The sequence below is a fragment of the Stenotrophomonas sp. Y6 genome, from assembly GCF_022436665.1.
GTDB lineage: Bacteria > Pseudomonadota > Gammaproteobacteria > Xanthomonadales > Xanthomonadaceae > Stenotrophomonas > Stenotrophomonas acidaminiphila_A.
In genome coordinates, this window is sequence record NZ_JAKUKB010000003.1 from 264,456 (window position 1) to 280,574 (window position 16,119).

12 protein-coding genes and 1 pseudogene are annotated in these 16,119 nt (G+C 68.9%); 5 read left to right on the forward strand and 8 right to left on the reverse strand.

The genetic code is table 11. The features are described from left to right. Window positions 1–30: 30 nt before the first annotated feature. The 3 genes and pseudogenes from MKP15_RS04665 to MKP15_RS04675 all read right to left on the reverse strand — a co-directional run bounded on the left by MKP15_RS04665 (window position 31) and on the right by MKP15_RS04675 (window position 4,969). Window positions 31–3,198 carry a multidrug efflux RND transporter permease subunit gene (locus tag MKP15_RS04665; protein ID WP_104939061.1) on the reverse strand — a complete coding sequence of 1,056 codons (3,168 nt, stop codon included), beginning with the start codon at window positions 3,196–3,198 and terminating at the stop codon, window positions 31–33. A 75-nt stretch (window positions 3,199–3,273) separates the two neighbouring features. Next, window positions 3,274–4,398: pseudogene (locus MKP15_RS04670) on the reverse strand (efflux RND transporter periplasmic adaptor subunit); the annotation flags it as partial. Window positions 4,399–4,420: 22 nt separating this feature from the next. Next, window positions 4,421–4,969, reverse strand: a complete 549-nt coding sequence (locus MKP15_RS04675) for a TetR/AcrR family transcriptional regulator C-terminal domain-containing protein (protein WP_233996377.1) — start codon at window positions 4,967–4,969, stop codon at window positions 4,421–4,423. Window positions 4,970–5,295: 326 nt separating this feature from the next. On the opposite strand from MKP15_RS04675, the gene MKP15_RS04680 reads away from it, so the two are divergent. The 5 genes from MKP15_RS04680 (at window position 5,296) to MKP15_RS04700 (ending at window position 13,581) form a co-directional block, all read left to right on the forward strand. Next, window positions 5,296–10,275 carry an NAD-glutamate dehydrogenase domain-containing protein gene (locus MKP15_RS04680; RefSeq protein WP_240211952.1) on the forward strand — a complete coding sequence of 1,660 codons (4,980 nt, stop codon included), beginning with the start codon at window positions 5,296–5,298 and terminating at the stop codon, window positions 10,273–10,275. A 323-nt stretch (window positions 10,276–10,598) separates the two neighbouring features. Further along, window positions 10,599–11,369: an NAD kinase gene (locus MKP15_RS04685; RefSeq protein WP_161614058.1), complete on the forward strand. Its 771-nt coding sequence runs from the start codon at window positions 10,599–10,601 to the stop codon at window positions 11,367–11,369. A 50-nt stretch (window positions 11,370–11,419) separates the two neighbouring features. Further along, window positions 11,420–12,376: a 5'-nucleotidase gene (locus tag MKP15_RS04690; protein ID WP_104939057.1), complete on the forward strand. Its 957-nt coding sequence runs from the start codon at window positions 11,420–11,422 to the stop codon at window positions 12,374–12,376. A 41-nt stretch (window positions 12,377–12,417) separates the two neighbouring features. Next, the gene (locus tag MKP15_RS04695) at window positions 12,418–13,098 is read left to right on the forward strand and encodes a transferase (RefSeq protein WP_240211953.1); all 681 of its coding nucleotides are present in this window, start codon (window positions 12,418–12,420) and stop codon (window positions 13,096–13,098) included. Between the two features lie 270 nt (window positions 13,099–13,368). Next, window positions 13,369–13,581: a cold-shock protein gene (locus MKP15_RS04700; RefSeq protein WP_054666511.1), complete on the forward strand. Its 213-nt coding sequence runs from the start codon at window positions 13,369–13,371 to the stop codon at window positions 13,579–13,581. A gap of 302 nt (window positions 13,582–13,883) precedes the next feature. Here MKP15_RS04700 and MKP15_RS04705 read toward each other — a convergent pair whose 3' ends face one another. The 5 genes from MKP15_RS04705 to MKP15_RS04725 form a co-directional block, all read right to left on the reverse strand. Beyond that, window positions 13,884–14,027, reverse strand: a complete 144-nt coding sequence (locus MKP15_RS04705; RefSeq protein WP_199776709.1) for a hypothetical protein — start codon at window positions 14,025–14,027, stop codon at window positions 13,884–13,886. Window positions 14,028–14,057: 30 nt separating this feature from the next. Next, entirely contained in the window at window positions 14,058–14,303 is a 246-nt protein-coding gene (locus MKP15_RS04710; protein ID WP_161614060.1) for a hypothetical protein, read from the reverse strand. 9 nt (window positions 14,304–14,312) lie between these two features. After that, window positions 14,313–14,633, reverse strand: a complete 321-nt coding sequence (locus MKP15_RS04715) for a YkgJ family cysteine cluster protein (protein WP_275692487.1) — start codon at window positions 14,631–14,633, stop codon at window positions 14,313–14,315. Window positions 14,634–15,054: 421 nt separating this feature from the next. Then, complete coding sequence (locus MKP15_RS04720) at window positions 15,055–15,606, reverse strand: DUF2939 domain-containing protein (protein ID WP_240211955.1); 552 nt, start codon at window positions 15,604–15,606, stop codon at window positions 15,055–15,057. 16 nt (window positions 15,607–15,622) lie between these two features. Further along, complete coding sequence (locus MKP15_RS04725) at window positions 15,623–16,093, reverse strand: hypothetical protein (protein WP_240211956.1); 471 nt, start codon at window positions 16,091–16,093, stop codon at window positions 15,623–15,625. Window positions 16,094–16,119 lie beyond the last annotated feature (26 nt).

The window sequence follows — 16,119 nt, forward strand, 5'->3', positions numbered from 1 at the left end:
TTCTTCGTAGTTTCAGGATCGACGTCCTTATCAACGATCCTGCTGCACCGTACGCACCTTGTGCTGCTCAATGAACTGCCTGGAGGGCTCGTCCAGCTTGTCGCCGAGCACGCGGCGCACGGTGACGAAGAACAGCGGGATCAGCAGCACGCCGATGACGGTGGCGAACAGCATGCCACCGATGACGCCGGTGCCCAGCGAGTGGCGGGCGTTGGCGCCGGCGCCGGTGGAGATGGCCATCGGCAGCACGCCCAGGATGAACGCGAACGAGGTCATCAGGATCGGCCGGAAGCGCAGGTGCGCCGCTTCGATCGCAGCCTCGCGCAACGTCTTGCCGGCGGCGCGCTGTTCCACCGCGAACTCCACGATCAGGATCGCGTTCTTCGCGGCCAGCCCGATCACCGTCACCATGCCGATCTTGAAGTACAGGTCGTTGGGCAGGCCGCGCAGCAGCGAGAACACCACCGCGCCGAGGATGCCGACCGGCACCACCAGCAGCACCGAGACCGGGATCGACCAGCTTTCGTACAGCGCGGCCAGGCACAGGAACACCACCACCACCGACAGCACCATCAGCAGCGCCGCGGCGTTGCCGGCCAGGATTTCCTGGTAGGACATGCCGCTCCAGTCGTAGCCGAAGCCGTTGGGCAGGTCGTTGCGCACCAGGTTTTCCATGGTCGCCATCGCCTGGCCGGAGCTGCCGCCCGGGGCCGGCGAGCCGACGATGTTCACCGCCGAGTAGCCGTTGTAGCGGCTCAGCGCCGGCGGCGCGTAGATCCACTCGGACTTGACCACCGTGCTGAGCGGGATCATCGAGCGCTGGCCGTCGGCGTCCTTGCTCAGCGAGCTGGGCACGTAGTAGCTGCGCAGCGATTCGGGGCCGGTGCGGTAGGCGGCATCGGCCTGCATGTTCACGCGCTTGATGCGGCCGCCGTAGAAGAAGTCGTTGACGTATACCGGCGCCAGCATCATCTGGATCGCGGTGTAGACGTCGTTGACCGACACGCCCATGGCCTGGGCCTGCACGCGGTCCACCTTCAGCTGCAGCTGCGGCGAATTCTCGAGGGTGTTGGGGCGCACGCCGACCAGCGACTTGTCGGCCGATGCCGCGCCGATGAGGGTGTTGCGTGCCTCCATCAACGCCTCCTGGCCGGCGCCGGCGCGGTCCTGCAGCCACATGTCGAAGCCGCCGAACTGGCCCAGGCCCTGCACCGTGGGCAGGTTGACGAAGAACACCTGCGCGTCCTTGATGCCGACGAACGCCTTGCCGTTCATCTTCTGGATGAACTCCGGCGCGGTCTCCTCGCGCGCGTCCCAGTCCTTGAGGCGGATGAAGGCCATGCCGACGTTCTCGCCGGAACCGACGAAGCTGAAGCCGGTGACCTGCATCATGCCCTCGAACGACGGGTCGTCCTTCATCATCCCGTACAGCTGGTCGAACACCACCGTGGTGCGGCTCTTGGTCGCGCCCGGCGGCAGCTGCACGATGGCCAGCGCATAGCCCTGGTCCTCTTCCGGCAGGAAACTGCCGGGCAGGCGGGTGAACAGGAAACCGCACAGCACCAGCAGCAGCGCGAACACCATCAGCCAGCGCGGGCTGTGGCGGATGACGCTGCCGACGCTGCCGACGTAGCTTTTTTCCAGCTTGCCGTAATAGGTGTTGAAGGTGCGGTAGATCCAGTTCGGCCGTTCATTGTGGGTCGGCTTCAGGAACGCCGCGCACAGGGCCGGGGTGAAGCTCAGCGCCAGCAGCGCCGAGAAGCCCATCGACATGGCGATGGTCAGCGCGAACTGCTTGTAGATCTCGCCCGAGGCACCGGGCTGCATGGCGCTGGGGATGAACACCGCCGCCAGCACCACGGTGATCGCCACCACCGCGCCGGTGATCTGGCCCATCGCCTTCTGCGTGGCCGGCTTGGGGTCGAGCTTGTCCTCGCTCATGATGCGTTCGACGTTCTCGATCACCACGATCGCGTCGTCGACCACGATGCCGATCGCCAGCACCATCGCGAACAGGGTCAGCTGGTTGATGGTGAAGCCGATCGCCAGCATGCCCATGAAGGTGCCGAGCAGGGCCACCGGGATGACCAGGGTGGGGATGATCGTCGCGCGGAAGTTCTGCAGGAAGATCAGCATCACCAGGAACACCAGCACGATGGCTTCCACCAGCGTGTGCACCACTTCCTTGATCGAGATGTTGACGAAGGTGGTGCTGTCGAACGGGGTGAACCAGCTCACCCCGGGCGGGAAGCTGGGGGCCAGGTCGTCCATCTTGGCGCGCACCGCCTTGGACACGTCCAGGGCGTTGGCGCCGGGCAGCAGCTGGATGGCGAAGGCCGCCACCGGCTTGCCGTTGTAGCGGGTGTCGAAGCCGTAGTTGGAGGCGCCGAAGGCGACGCTGGCCACGTCCTTGAGCCGCACCACGCTGCCGTCGGCGTTCGCCCGCAGGATGGTGTTCTCGAATTCTTCCGGCGTGCTGTAGCGGCCCTCGGCGGCGACGGTGGCGGTGAACGCCTGGCCGTTCGGCGCCGGGTCGCCGCCCACCGAACCGGCGGCGAACTGCAGGTTCTGGGTGCCGATGGCGTTGTACACGTCGGTGGCCGACAGGTGGTAGCCCTGCAGCTTCTCCGGGTTGAGCCAGATGCGCATGGCGTACTCGGAGCCGAATTGCTGGGTGCTGCCGACGCCCGGCACGCGCGAGATCTGGTCCAGCACGCGCGAGCCGACGATGTCGTTGAGCGCGTCGCGGTCCACCGAGCCATCGTCCGAACGCACGCCGATGGCCATCAGGAAGCCGGCGTTGGCCTTGGCCACCACCACGCCCTGCTTGGTGACTTCCGATGGCAGGCGCGGGGTCGCCAGGGCGACCTTGTTCTGCACCTGCACCTGGGCGATGTCCGGGTCGGTGCCGCTGTCGAAGGTCAGGGTGATGGACACGCGCCCGGTCGAGGACGAGGACGAGCTGAAGTAGACCAGGTTGTCGATGCCGGTCAGCTGCTGCTCGATCACCTGGGTGACCGATTTCTCCGCGGTGGCGGCGCTGGCGCCCGGGTAGGTGGCGCTCACGGTGACCTGCGGCGGGGCGACGCTGGGGTAGGACTCCACGCCCAGGTTGAGGATCGAGATCACGCCGCCCAGCGAGATCAGGATGGCCACCACCCAGGCGAATACCGGGTGTTCGATGAAGAATTTAGGCATGGCGGGTTCCCGTTTCCCTTACTTGGCCGGCGCCGGCGCGGCGGCTGCGGGCTTGGCGGCGGGCTGGGCCGGGCCCGGCTGCCACGGCGAGGGCTTGGCCGGCGCGCCCTCCTTGACCTTCTGCACGCCGGAGACGATCACCTTGTCGCCGGCGGCCAGGCCGGAGGAGACCAGCCAACTGCCGTTCTGCTGGCCGTCCAGCGCCACGTCCTTGCGTGCCACGTTGCCGTCCTTGCCCACCACCAGCACGTACCCGCCGCGGGTGTCGCGCAGCACCGCCTGCTGCGGGATCAGGAAGGCGTTGTTGCGCTCGCCCAGGTTGGCCTTGAAGCTCACGAACGAACCCGGCAGCAGGCTGCGCTCGGGGTTGGGCAGCTGCGCCCGCAGCGAGACCGCGCCGGTGGCCGGGTCGACCGTGGTCGCCGAGAAGTCCAGCGTGCCCTGGTGGGCGTACGGGGTGCCGTCGGGCAGGTTCACCTGCACCGTGGTCTTGCCGTCGCCGGCCAGGGCCACCGCGCCCTTGTCCTGGGCGGCGCGCAGCGCGCTCAGTTCGTCGGCGGTCATCGAGAAATTGACGTACAGCGGGTCGATCTGGTCGACCGTGGTCAGCAGCGTTGCCTCGCCCTGGCCGACCAGCGCACCTTCGGTCACCTGCTGCTTGCCGGCCACGCCGGCGATCGGCGCGGTGACATTGGCGTAGCCCAGGCTGATGCGGGCGCTGGCCACGGCGGCCTGCGCCTGCTGCACGGCCGCCGCGGTGGTGCGCTCGGCGGCCTCGGCGTTGTCCAGGTCGGACTTGGATACGTAGTTCTGCGGCGCCAGCGAGCGCGCGCGTTCGGCGGTGGTCCGGGCGTTGGCGTGGCTGGCGCGGGCCGCCGCCAGCGCGGCTTCGGCCGAGGCCAGCGTGGCGCGCAGCGGCGCCGGGTCGATCTGGAACAGCAGCTGGCCTTCCTTCACCGCGCTGCCTTCTTCGTAGGCGCGCTTGAGCAGTACCCCGGACACCCGTGCGCGCACGTCGGCCGAGCGGAACGGCGACAGCCGGCCGACCAGTTCGCGCTGCAGCGGAAGCGTCTGTGGCCTGGCTTCGATGACCCCGACATCCGGCGGTGGCGGGGCGGCCTGTTCCTGTGGCTTCTTGCAGGCGGTCAGGCCCAGGGCCAGGGCACCGGTCAGGGCGAGGATGCGCAGCGGGGAGGTCATCGGGAAACTCCGGAGGTTGTTTTCAGCGGGTGCCGGGGATGCCGGCCGGCGGCGCCGGGAAGGCGCGCAGGAAGGCATCGACGGCGAATTCGGCCCACCGGCGGCGCAACTCGGGGGCGTCGCGGTGGGGAGCGTGGAACCGTTGTCGTTCGAAATCCTGACCAGCGATCATGCTTATTAACATTTCAGCCATGAAATGCGCATCGTCATGGATGATCCGGCCGCGCGCCATCTCGGTTCGCATCCATTCAGCCAACTGGTCGCGCACCACGTCGGCGCTGTCATGGTAGAGCGCGCGGGCTTCGTCGCGGAATTCCAGGGTACTGCTGGCGATCACCTGCGCGGCCTGGCGCACGCGTGGCTGGTTGCGGTGCTCCAGGTAGTGCACGGCGAAATCCAGCAGTACGTCGCGCAGCGGGCGTTCGTCGCCGGCGGCCAGCGGCGCGGCGGCGACGCTGGCGTGGCGGCGCATCGCCAGGCTGAGCAGCTCGCGCTTGCTGCCATAGCGGCTGTACAGGGTCTGCTTGGAACAGCCCACGTAGGCGGCCACCGCGTCCATGCTCAGGTGCATGCCCTGGGTCGCCAGCAGCTCGCGCACGGCGTCGAACACGCGCTGGTCGCGTGCTTCGGCGGGCCTGGATCGGGGGCGGGTGGGATGCACGATTTGGACTATACCGTCCAGTTTACAATTGGTAAAGCAGCGCGGAAATGCGCTTTTCCAGCTTGGCCGTGGGTCGCGCGGGGAAATGCTTTTGTTGCCTTTTTATTGTTTTAATTCAGTGACTTGTGCTTGTTCCTGGGGGTGTTCGAAGGGGCCGATTGCGGCCCTGCAACAATGCTCTTTGAATGGCGGGGGCTACAATCGCGCCTCCCCAGGAGCCCACTGAAAGCTCAACCATGAAATCGCAAAACAACGCTGCCAAGTCCGCAAAAACGAAATCCCAACCGGCTGCCAAGCAGAGTGTTTCCGAGGCCGGCCTGTCCCTGGAGCCGGTTTTTGCGGCCTTGCGCAAGCGTTACCCCGCCGCGGCCCAGGCCCAGGCGGTCGCCTTCGCTTCGGCCTTCTACAAGCGCATGGAAGCGGATGAGTTCGGCGCGCACCGTGCCGAGGACTGGGCGGCGCTGGCCGCCGGCATGCTGGAGTTCGCCCGCGTGCGCAAGCCGGGCAAGGCCAACGTCCGCGTGTTCAATCCGGGCCTGAAGACCGATGGCTGGGAAACCGCCCACACCGTGCTGCAGATCGTCAATGACGACATGCCGTTCCTGGTGGACACCGTTTCGCTGGCGCTGGCCGACATGGGCGTCGGCGTGCACGTGCTGGGCCACCCGGTGATCGCGCTGGGCCGCGACAAGTCCGGCAAGCTGACCAGCGTCGGCGACGGCCCGCTGGAGTCGGTGATGCTGCTGGAGATCGACCGCCAGCCGGCCGAGGCCATGGACGCGGTGGCCAAGCGCGTGGGCGAAGCGCTGGAGGACGTGCGTGCCATCGTCAAGGACTGGGAGCCGATGCGCGACAAGGCGCTGGCCCTGGCCGAAGACCTGGGCCAGCGCACCCTGCCGGTGAGCGATGAGTCGCGCCACGAGGCGCAGGAGTTCCTGCGCTGGGCCGCGGACAACCATTTCACTTTCTTCGGCTACCGTGAGTACAAGGTGGAGAAGCAGGGCCGCGAGGACGTGCTGGCCGCCCAGAACGGCACCGGCCTGGGCCTGATGCGCGGCAAGGACACCTCGGTGGCGCGCCCGGTCAAGGGGCTGGCCGCGCAGGGCCTGAACACCACCAGCGGCCTGACCGACGCGCTGATCCTGACCAAGACCAACGCCCGCTCGCGGATCCACCGCGGCGGCTACATGGACTACATCGGCGTGCTGGAATTCGACGCCAAGGGCCGCATCGTCGGCGAACAGCGCTTCCTCGGCCTGTTCACCTCCAGCGCCTACAACCGCCGTCCGTGGGAAATCCCGCTGGTGCGCCAGCGCTATGAGAACGTGATGAAGCGTTCGGGCCTGAGCCCGTCCAGCCACAGTGGCAAGGCGCTGCGCCACATCCTCGAGTCGCTGCCGCGCGAGGAGCTGTTCCAGTCCAGCGAGGACGAACTGTTCCGTACCGCGATGGGCGTGCTGGGGCTGCAGGAGCGCGTGCGCAGCCGCCTGTTCCTGCGCCGCGACAAGTTCAGTCGTTTCATTTCCGCACTGGTGTTCCTGCCGCGCGAACGCTTCAATACTGACGTGCGCCTGCGCATCGAGGGCCTGCTGCGCGAGGCGCTGCAGGGTGAGTACGTGGATTCGAGCGTGGTGCTGGGCGATTCGCCGCTGGCCCAGGTGCACCTGATCGTGCGCCCCAAGGCCGGGCAGAGCCTGGATCTGGACACCGAGGGCCTGGAGAAGCGCCTGGCCCACGTGCTGCGCAACTGGCAGGACGACCTGCGCGAGGCGCTGGTCGCGCGCCACGGCGAAGGCGAGGGCCTGCGCATCGCCTCGCGCATCGGCAAGGCGCTGCCGGCCGGCTACATCGAGGACTCCAGCGCCGAGATCGCCGCCGCCGACGTGGCCCAGCTCGATGCGCTCACCGGCCCGGACGACCTGCGCCTGAGCCTGCAGGCCATCCACCGTGACGGCGGCGACGGCCTGCGCATGAAGCTGTACCGCCAGCTCAAGGACATCCCGCTGTCCGACGTGCTGCCGATGATGGAGAACATGGGCCTGCGCGTGATCGCCGAGCGCCCGTACCGGCTGATGGTGGACGACGCGCCGGTCTACGTGCAGGACTTCGAGGTCGAATCGACCGTCGGCGCGATCGACGCGGCCGCCGCCAGCGCCGCCTTCGCCGAGGCCTTTGCCCGGGTGTGGCACGGCGAGGCCGAGAACGACGGCTTCAACCGCCTGGTGCTGGCCACCGGCCTGGACTGGCGCCAGGTGTCGATGCTGCGCGGCTACTGCAAGTACCTGCTGCAGATCGGCGTGCCGTTCTCGCAGGCCTACGTCGAAGGCACCTTCAACCGCTACCCGCTGCTGGCGCGGCTGATCGTGGAGCTGTTCGAAGCCCGCTTCGACCCGGCGCCGGCCGCCGACAAGGCCACCGCCGACGCGCAGCTGGCGCAGTTCAAGGCGCTGGCCGGCGGCGATGCCGCCACCATCAAGCTGCTCGAGGGCGTGGTCAAGGCGCGTGGCGGCAACCGCGATGCGCGCATGGCGCTGGTGCACGACACCCTAGTCAAGCTGCTGGACGGCGTGTCCAGCCTGGACGAAGACCGCATCCTGCGCAGCTTCATCGGCGTGATCCAGGCCACGCTGCGCACCAGCTACTACATGCCGCGCAAGGACGGCCTGCGTGCCGACGGCGGCCCGGCCGACTACATCAGCTTCAAGTTCGACGCCGCCAAGGTGCCGGACCTGCCCAAGCCGCGCCCGTACCGCGAGATCTTCGTGTGCGGCCCGCGCGTGGAGGGCACCCACCTGCGCTTCGGCCCGGTGGCCCGTGGCGGCCTGCGCTGGTCCGACCGCCGCGAGGATTTCCGCACCGAGGTGCTGGGCCTGGTCAAGGCGCAGATGGTGAAGAACACGGTGATCGTGCCGGTCGGCTCCAAGGGCGGTTTCTACGCCAAGCAGCTGCCGGACCCGGCGCTGGACCGTGACGCCTGGTTCGCCGAGGGCGTGGCCTGCTACAAGCGCTTCATCAACGGCCTGCTGGACATCACCGACAACATCGTCGGCAACAAGATCGTGCCGCCGCAGGGCGTGGTGCGCCACGACCAGGACGACCCGTACCTGGTGGTCGCCGCCGACAAGGGCACCGCGACGTTCTCCGACACCGCCAACGGCATCGCCCGCGCGCATGGCTTCTGGCTGGACGACGCCTTCGCCTCGGGTGGCTCGGTGGGTTACGACCACAAGGGCATGGGCATCACCGCGCGTGGTGCGTGGGAGTCGGTCAAGCGCCACTTCCGCGCGCTGGGCCGCGATTGCCAGAAGCAGGACTTCACCGTGGTCGGCATCGGCGACATGTCCGGCGACGTGTTCGGCAACGGCATGCTGCTGTCCGAGCACATCCGCCTGGTGTGCGCGTTCGACCACCGCCACATCTTCCTCGACCCGAACCCGGTGGCCGCGACCTCCTTCAAGGAGCGCGCGCGCATGTTCAAGGTGCCGCGTTCGAGCTGGGCGGACTATGACGCCAAGCTGATCAGCAAGGGCGGCGGCGTGTATCCGCGCTCGCTCAAGTCGATCGAGATCACCCCGCAGGTGCGCGAGGCGCTGGGCATCGACGCCGGCATCAAGTCGATGACCCCGACCGAGCTGATCAACGCCGCGCTCAAGGCGCCGGTGGACCTGGTGTGGAACGGCGGCATCGGCACCTACGTGAAGTCGGCCAGCGAGAGCAACGCCGATGTCGGCGACCGCGCCAACAACGGTCTGCGCGTCAACGGTGGCGAGCTGCGCTGCAAGATCGTGGGCGAGGGCGGCAACCTGGGCATGACCCAGCTCGGCCGCATCGAGGCCGCGCACAACGGCGTGCTGCTCAACACCGACTTCATCGACAACTCCGCCGGCGTTGATACGTCCGACCACGAGGTCAACATCAAGATCCTGCTCAACGACGTGGTGCGCGCCAAGAAGCTCACCGTCGAACAGCGCAACAAGCTGCTGGCGTCGATGACCGACGAAGTCGCCGGGCTGGTGCTGATGGACAACTACCGCCAGAACCAGGCCATCAGCCTGATGGAGCGGATGAGCGTCAAGCGCCTGGGTTCCAAGCAGCACTTCATCCGCACGCTGGAGCAGCAGGGCCTGCTCGATCGCCAGATCGAGTTCCTGCCGTCCGATGCCGAACTGTCCGCGCGCAAGGTGCGTGGCCAGGGCCTGACCCGTCCGGAGCTGGCGGTGCTGCTGTCCTACTCCAAGATCGTCGCCTTCCAGCAACTGCTGGAATCGGACATCCCGGAGGACCCGTACCTGTCCAAGGAGCTGCTGCGCTACTTCCCGCAGCCGCTGCAGAAGAAGTACGCCGACGCGATGAACGGCCACCGCCTGAAGCGCGAGATCATCGCCACCGCGGTGACCAACCAGACCATCAACCGCATGGGCGCCACCTTCCTGATGCGCATGCAGGAAGACACCGGCCGCAGCGTGGCCGAGGTCGCCAAGGCCTACACCATCAGCCGCGAGACGCTGGACGCGCGCGCGCTGTGGACCCAGATCGACGCGCTCGACGGCACCCTGCCCGAGGCCGTGCAGGTCGATGCCCTGGAAGTGATCTGGAAGCTGCAGCGTTCGTTCGTGCGCTGGCTGCTGAACCGTCCGGGCGCGATGCCGGGCATCACCGCCGCGGTCGAGCGCTACCAGGGGCCGTTCAACGACATCCGCGTCGCCTCGGGCGTGCTGCCGGATTCGCAGCGCCCGGCCTACGAGGCCAGCGTCAGGCAGTGGAAGGAGAAGGGCCTGCCGGCGGCGCTGGCGCAGCAGCTGTCCGAGCTGCAGTTCCTGGAGCCGGCGTTCGACATCATCGAACTGGCCCGCACCCGCAAGCTCAAGCCGGTGGACGTGTCCAAGGTCCACTTCCGCCTGGGCGAAGCCCTGCAGATGCCGTGGCTGTTCGAGCAGATCGACGCGCTGGAGGTCAATGGCCGCTGGCACGCGGTCGCCCGTGGCGTGCTGCGCGACGAACTGGCTGCGCACCAGCGCAACCTGGCCGGCCAGGTGCTGTCGATGAAGGGCGGCAGCGCCGAGGCCAAGGTCGCCGCGTGGCTGGGCCGCGACGACAGCAGCCTGCGCTTCACCCTGGCGATGCTGGCCGAACTGGCCGAGCAGAAGACGCTGGACTACCCGACCGTGTCGGTCGCGGTGCAGCGCCTGGGCCAGCTGGCGGCGCACGGGGTCTGACCCCGTGGTCGGGCCGGTTTTACCGGCCCGACCCAGAAGTCCGCGGCGCGAACTTTTGGCACCGCTCTGGGTCTGCCTGTCCCCGCGGCTGTCGCCGTGCCTCCTTGACAAAGGGGGCTTTGCGCCAGAGCGTTGACAGAGGGGTGCCGACCGTTGGTCGGCCCCTGCCGGATATGAACATCGCGGCCAGGGTCGCTCCTGCAGAAGCAACGGCTGTTGCGGCAGGAGCGGCCCTGGCCGCGGTGCTTTCCGGCTCCCGGCTGCCGGCAAAGGCAGGGTTGGCGATTGCGGGTTATCCTCGGTAATCCCCACCGCAACCGACGATGGCCATGTCCCCCCGCATCGCCTTTCTCGCCAGCACCACCGACGCCGCGCAGCAGGCCCGTGAACGCTTGGCCGCGCGTTACGGCGACCACGCCCCGGAGGCGGCCGACGTGCTCTGCCCGCTGGGCGGCGACGGCTTCATGCTGCAGACGCTGCACCGCTTCGGCAGCATGGGCAAGCCGGTGTTCGGCATGAAGCTGGGCACGGTCGGCTTCCTGATGAACCACCATCGCGACGACGACCTGCTGCACCGCCTGTCGCAGGCGGAGCCGGCGCACCTGCGTCCGCTGGAGATGATCGCGCGCACCGAGTCCGGCACCACGGTCGGTTCGCTCGCCTACAACGACGTGTCGATGCTACGGCAGACGCGGCAGGCGGCGCACATCGGCATCGACCTCAACGGCCAGCAGCGCGTGGAGGAGCTGATCTGCGACGGCGTGCTGGTCTCCACGCCGGCCGGCAGCACCGCCTACAATTACTCGGCGCACGGGCCGATCCTGCCGCTGGGTTCGAACACCATCGCGTTGACGCCGCTGGCGCCGTACCGGCCGCGGCGCTGGCGCGGGGCCATCCTCAAGGCCGAGACCGAAGTGCGCTTCCGCGTACTCGACCCCTACAAGCGGCCGGTCAGCGTCACCGCCGATTCGCACGAGACCCGCGACGTGGTGGAGGTCACCATCCGCGAGTCGCGCGAACGCCAGGTGACGCTGCTGTTCGACCCCGAGCACAATCTGGAAGAACGCATCCTCAGCGAGCAGTTCATGTTCTGAGCGGGTGCGCGGCAACAACGCCGGAAACGGCAAGGCAATGGATCAGGAACATGGGTGACAACACTCCCAGGCTGTTGACGGTGGCGGTGACCTCGCGGGCGCTGTTCGACCTGGAGGAAGGGCATGCGCTGTTCGAGCGCGAGGGCGTGGAGGCCTACGCCGCTTACCAGCGCGAGCACGAGGACGACGTGCTCAAGCCGGGCGTGGCCTTCCCGGTGGTGCGCAAGCTGCTGGCGCTGAACGAGGGCGCGCCGCTGGAGACGCCGCGGGTGGAGGTGATCCTGCTCTCGCGCAACTCGGCCGACACCGGCCTGCGCATCTTCAATTCCATCCAGCACTACGGGCTGGGCATCGTGCGCGCGACCTTCACCGCCGGCGAGCCGACCTGGCCGTACGTCAAGCCGTTCGGTACCGACCTGTTCCTGTCGGCCAACCCGGAATCGGTGCGGCGTGCGCTGGTGCATGGCATCGCCGCCGCCACCATCCTGCCGCGCGGCCCCGGCGAGGTCTCGGCGGCCGCGGCGGCCACCGATACCGGGCGGCCGCCGACGCAGCTGCGCATTGCCTTCGATGGCGACGCGGTGATCTTCGGTGACGAGGGCGAGCGCATTTCCCGCGAGCACGGGGTGGAAGCCTTCGGCCGGCACGAGCGCGAGCACGCGCATGCACCGCTCAGCGGCGGGCCGTTCCGCAGTTTCCTGTCGGCCCTGCACGCGTTGCAGGCCGCGTTCCCGGCCGGCGAGGAGGCGCCGATCCGCACCGCGCTGGTCACCGCGCGCTCGGCGCCGGCGCATGAGCGGGTGATCCGTACCCTGCGCGAGTGGGGCGTGCGCCTGGACGAGGCGTTGTTCCTCGGTGGCCGCCACAAGGGGCCGTTCCTGGAAGCATTCGGCGCCGACATCTTCTTCGACGACTCGCAGCACAACATCGACAGCGCGCGCCAGCACCACAGCGTCGCCGCCGGCCACGTGCCGCACGGCATCGCCAACGCCGACCGCGGCGGATGAGCGGCGGCGGAGGCGCTTACGTCCGGCGGACCTGGCGGCACGTGGAACTGCAGTTCCGGGGCGATGTCACCCAGACCCGGATGTCGCGCTGGTTCCCGCAGCGCCTGCAGGTGGGTTACACCCGCAGCATGCTCGCCGCGCTGTGGCTGCACCCGGCGCCGCGGCATATCGGCATCATCGGGCTCGGTGGCGGCGCGCAGGCCAAGTTCTGCCACCGCTATTTGCCGCAGGCATGCATCGAGGTGGCCGAGAGCGACGCCACGGTGATCGCCCTGCGCGATGCGTTCCGCATTCCGGCCGACGATGCGCGGCTGCGGGTGGAGTGCATCGATGGCGCGCGCTGGCTGCGCCGCCATCGCGGCCGCTTCGACCTGCTGCTGCTCGATGCCTACGACGCGCAGGGCATTCCCGCGGCGCTGTCCACCCAGGCGTTCTACGACGATTGCCACGCGGCGCTGGGGGCGGACGGGGTCATGGCCAGCAATCTGTACGACACCGATACCCGCGGTCACCTGACGCGGCTGCGGCGCAGTTTCGACGGCCGCGTGCTGAAGCTGGACGAGCCGGGCATGAGCAACAAGGTCGCGATCGCCTGGAACGGCGCGCCGCATCCGGCGCCGGTGGGCGTCGCACTGTCGGCGTTGCCGTGGGGCGCACGCCGACAGTTGCACGCCGGTTTCCAGCGCCTTGCGCAGGCATGGGGGCGGGTCGCGCAGCACTGAGTCGTGTGTCTCCGGCGCCTTGCCCGGTGCCGGCGGCTGTGGCCATGCAGCGCCGGCCACAGGCCGCAGCCTGAACCGCGGCCGGCGCCGGATTTGCTTTACGCGCGCCAAGCCTCTACCGTGGCCGTGCTGAATGACAAGGGTCACCTTGAATCGTGGCCCGATGCTGTAGAGGTTGCCTTCTACATTGTTGCACCCGCTTCTCAATTCTCCTTGGAATCAGCGTCCTGCCGCAGTCCGCGGCGCCCATCCGCAACAAGGAGTATTGAAATGTCCCAGTCCCAGACCGGTACCGTGAAGTGGTTCAACGACGCCAAGGGTTTTGGCTTCATCACCCAGGACGGCGGCGGTGAAGACCTGTTCGTCCACTTCCGTTCGATCGAATCGTCCGGCTTCAAGTCGCTGCAGGAAGGCCAGAAGGTCACCTACGTGGCGGTGAAGGGCCAGAAGGGCATGCAGGCCGACCAGGTCCGCGTGGTCTGACCGATCGGCGATCGCCCTGATCAGGAAGCCCGGCCTCGCGCCGGGCTTTTTCGTTGGGCCCCGGTGCGCCACGGATACCGCGCAGCCCCGGCGCTTTCGCGCAAGGCAGGCGCGTGGGCGAGGGTGCCGTGCATGGTCTGCGGGGCGACCCGCAGGCAGGCGCAGGTCGCGCGGGCACGGGCAGCGGTGGCAATGCAGGGGCGCGGCCGCTGCGTTGCGGTTTCAGGGCATCTGGCGCTTCCCTGCCGGGCGCCATGCGCGGTTGCGGCTGCACGCCCGCTGCACGGGCGTGGCCAGGGCGATCAGGACGCGGACGTCGGCGGGTCGGGCGTATCGGTCGCCTGGTTTGCGTTGGACGCGCGCTTCCTGGCGAGCTTCTCGTCTTTCTGCTTTTTCTTGGCCAGCTCGCGCTGGCGTTTCTCGTATGAGTAGTTGATCTTGGCCACGGTCGTCGTCTTCCGTTGGGGGAGGGGAGGTCAGGCCTTTTCCGGCGCGGGGGTGGCAACCGCTGGCTTGGCGCCGCGGCCGGACGGCTTCGGGCTTTCTGGCTTGCCGCGCAACGGGGTGTTGCCGAGCGTTTCTATCTTTCCGCCGGCACGGTCGAACGCGGCCAGGTCCTCGGCGATGCGTTCGCGGGTCAATGGCCCCGACGAGGCTGGGCCGGCGAAGGCCGACGTCGTTTTCCTCGGCGCGGTGGAGCTGGATTTGCGGGGCGTGCTCATGAGCTTTCCTCAGGCCAGTGTGGATTCGATGGTGCGGCTTCCGCCGTGCGCGTAGGCCGCGCGCAGCGAGCGGCAGCAGGCGCCGCCCATGACGAAGGTTCTGCAGACCGCCGGCCGGCTTGCATGGATCCGGCAGTTCATCCGCTGCCCGTCCACCGCCACGCACCAGCCTTCGGGGTCGCGGGCCATGACCCGCAGGCCGTGGACCCGGGTGGTCAGGTGGGCCGGCACGTCGTCCTCGCCGCCCAGTACCACGGTCTGTCGGCAGCACACCGCATCGCAGGACGTGCAGTGGATCGCGGCAGCCGCTTGACCGGCTGAGGGCTTCAGACCCGGTCTCCGTCGGGGCCGGCAGGCGCCGCGGGCAATGCCGGCGCCTGCCCGCGCGGATCGGCGGCGACGCCGCTGCCGGGCCGGCCGGGTGCCGGTGTGTGGAAAGTGGAATGCGTGGTCATGGAGACTCCCGTTGAGCGGCCGTCCGGCGGTACCGGGCGGATGACGCAGGAAAGGGAGCGGAGCGGGCAACTGCCTGGGCGGCTGCGCGGAACGCGCGGGGCAGGCAGTGCCTGCATGGCCATGCTATCACCTGGCGACCCGGCCGGCTTCACGGAGTATGCCGTTTCCGGCAGGCACCGCTCTGGTGGCGAGTGCGGCCGACGCCGTGCGCTGCGGATATCGGCCTGCCGTGATGCCGTTGCGGGGCCCTGGAGGCGACGTCCGGCCGGCACCTGTCGGGTCGGTGGCAGCGTCCTCAGCCAGGTGCGTCCAGCGGCAGGGTGATGTCGGTCAGGCGCCAGCGCAGCCCCTGGCGGGACAGCACGAAGACCACGCGGCCGCCGCCCTCCAGCTGCCGGGTGGCGGTGAAGCGCGACAGCGATTCGTAATGCCCGCGTGCGCCCTGCAGCGGACGCGCCGGCGCCGGTGGGCCCCAGGTGTCGCCGTCGGCGGTGTCGCCGGTGGCGCGCTTCCACACCCCGTGTCCCTGCAGCAGGGCGGCAACCCCGGCGGGGGTGACCATCACGTCCACCGCGGCGCCGCTCAGGCGACCGGCGACGCCCAGCGCCATGGCGCCGAGCAGGCTGGACTGCATGTCGCTGCCGGCGCGCCGCACCAGCTGGTCGTCGAGTTGCGCCTTGAGGTTGATCCGCAGCGCGGGGAAATCGACATGACGGGCAAGCCGCGCGGCGTCGCGCTGTGCGATCGCCTCGGAGATGCCATGGATCGCCAGCCAGGGCCCGGCGGCCACGTAGCCGGCGAGCAGCACCAGCAGCAGGGCGAGGGTTGCCAGCAGCCACTTCTTCATCAGCGGGCTCCGTGGCTCAGGCCGGCAGGTCGGGGTGGGACTCGGCCCAGCGCCGCAGCAGCACCAGGGTCTCGGCCCAGGCCTGGCTGCAGAAGCCCAGGAACTCGCTGTCCGGATCCCAGCCCAGATGGCGGAACTCGAGTACGGTCATCGGTTCGCCCTCATGCGGCAGGCCGCGCCACGCGCCGGGGCTGGCGCGGCGCGACAGCTCGAAGCGGATCTCGGTGCCGGTCCAGGCCGAGGCGGGGCTCTGTGCCGGGTGCCGGCTGATCACCTCCCAGCGCACGCAGTGCGCCGAGGTTTCCAGCACCTTCATGGCGACCACGCCATGCGCCGGCCCGGGGTTGTGGCTGAGCACGGCATCGCCGTCGATCACGCTGGCGGTATGGGCGACCCACCAGTACCCCAATCCGCGTGCGGTGGCCAGGCCGGCATGCACGGTGGCCAGTGGTGCGTCGATCCAGAGCTGGTGATGGATGGCGGCCATGGCGGCGGCTCCGTCGGGCGTTGCCC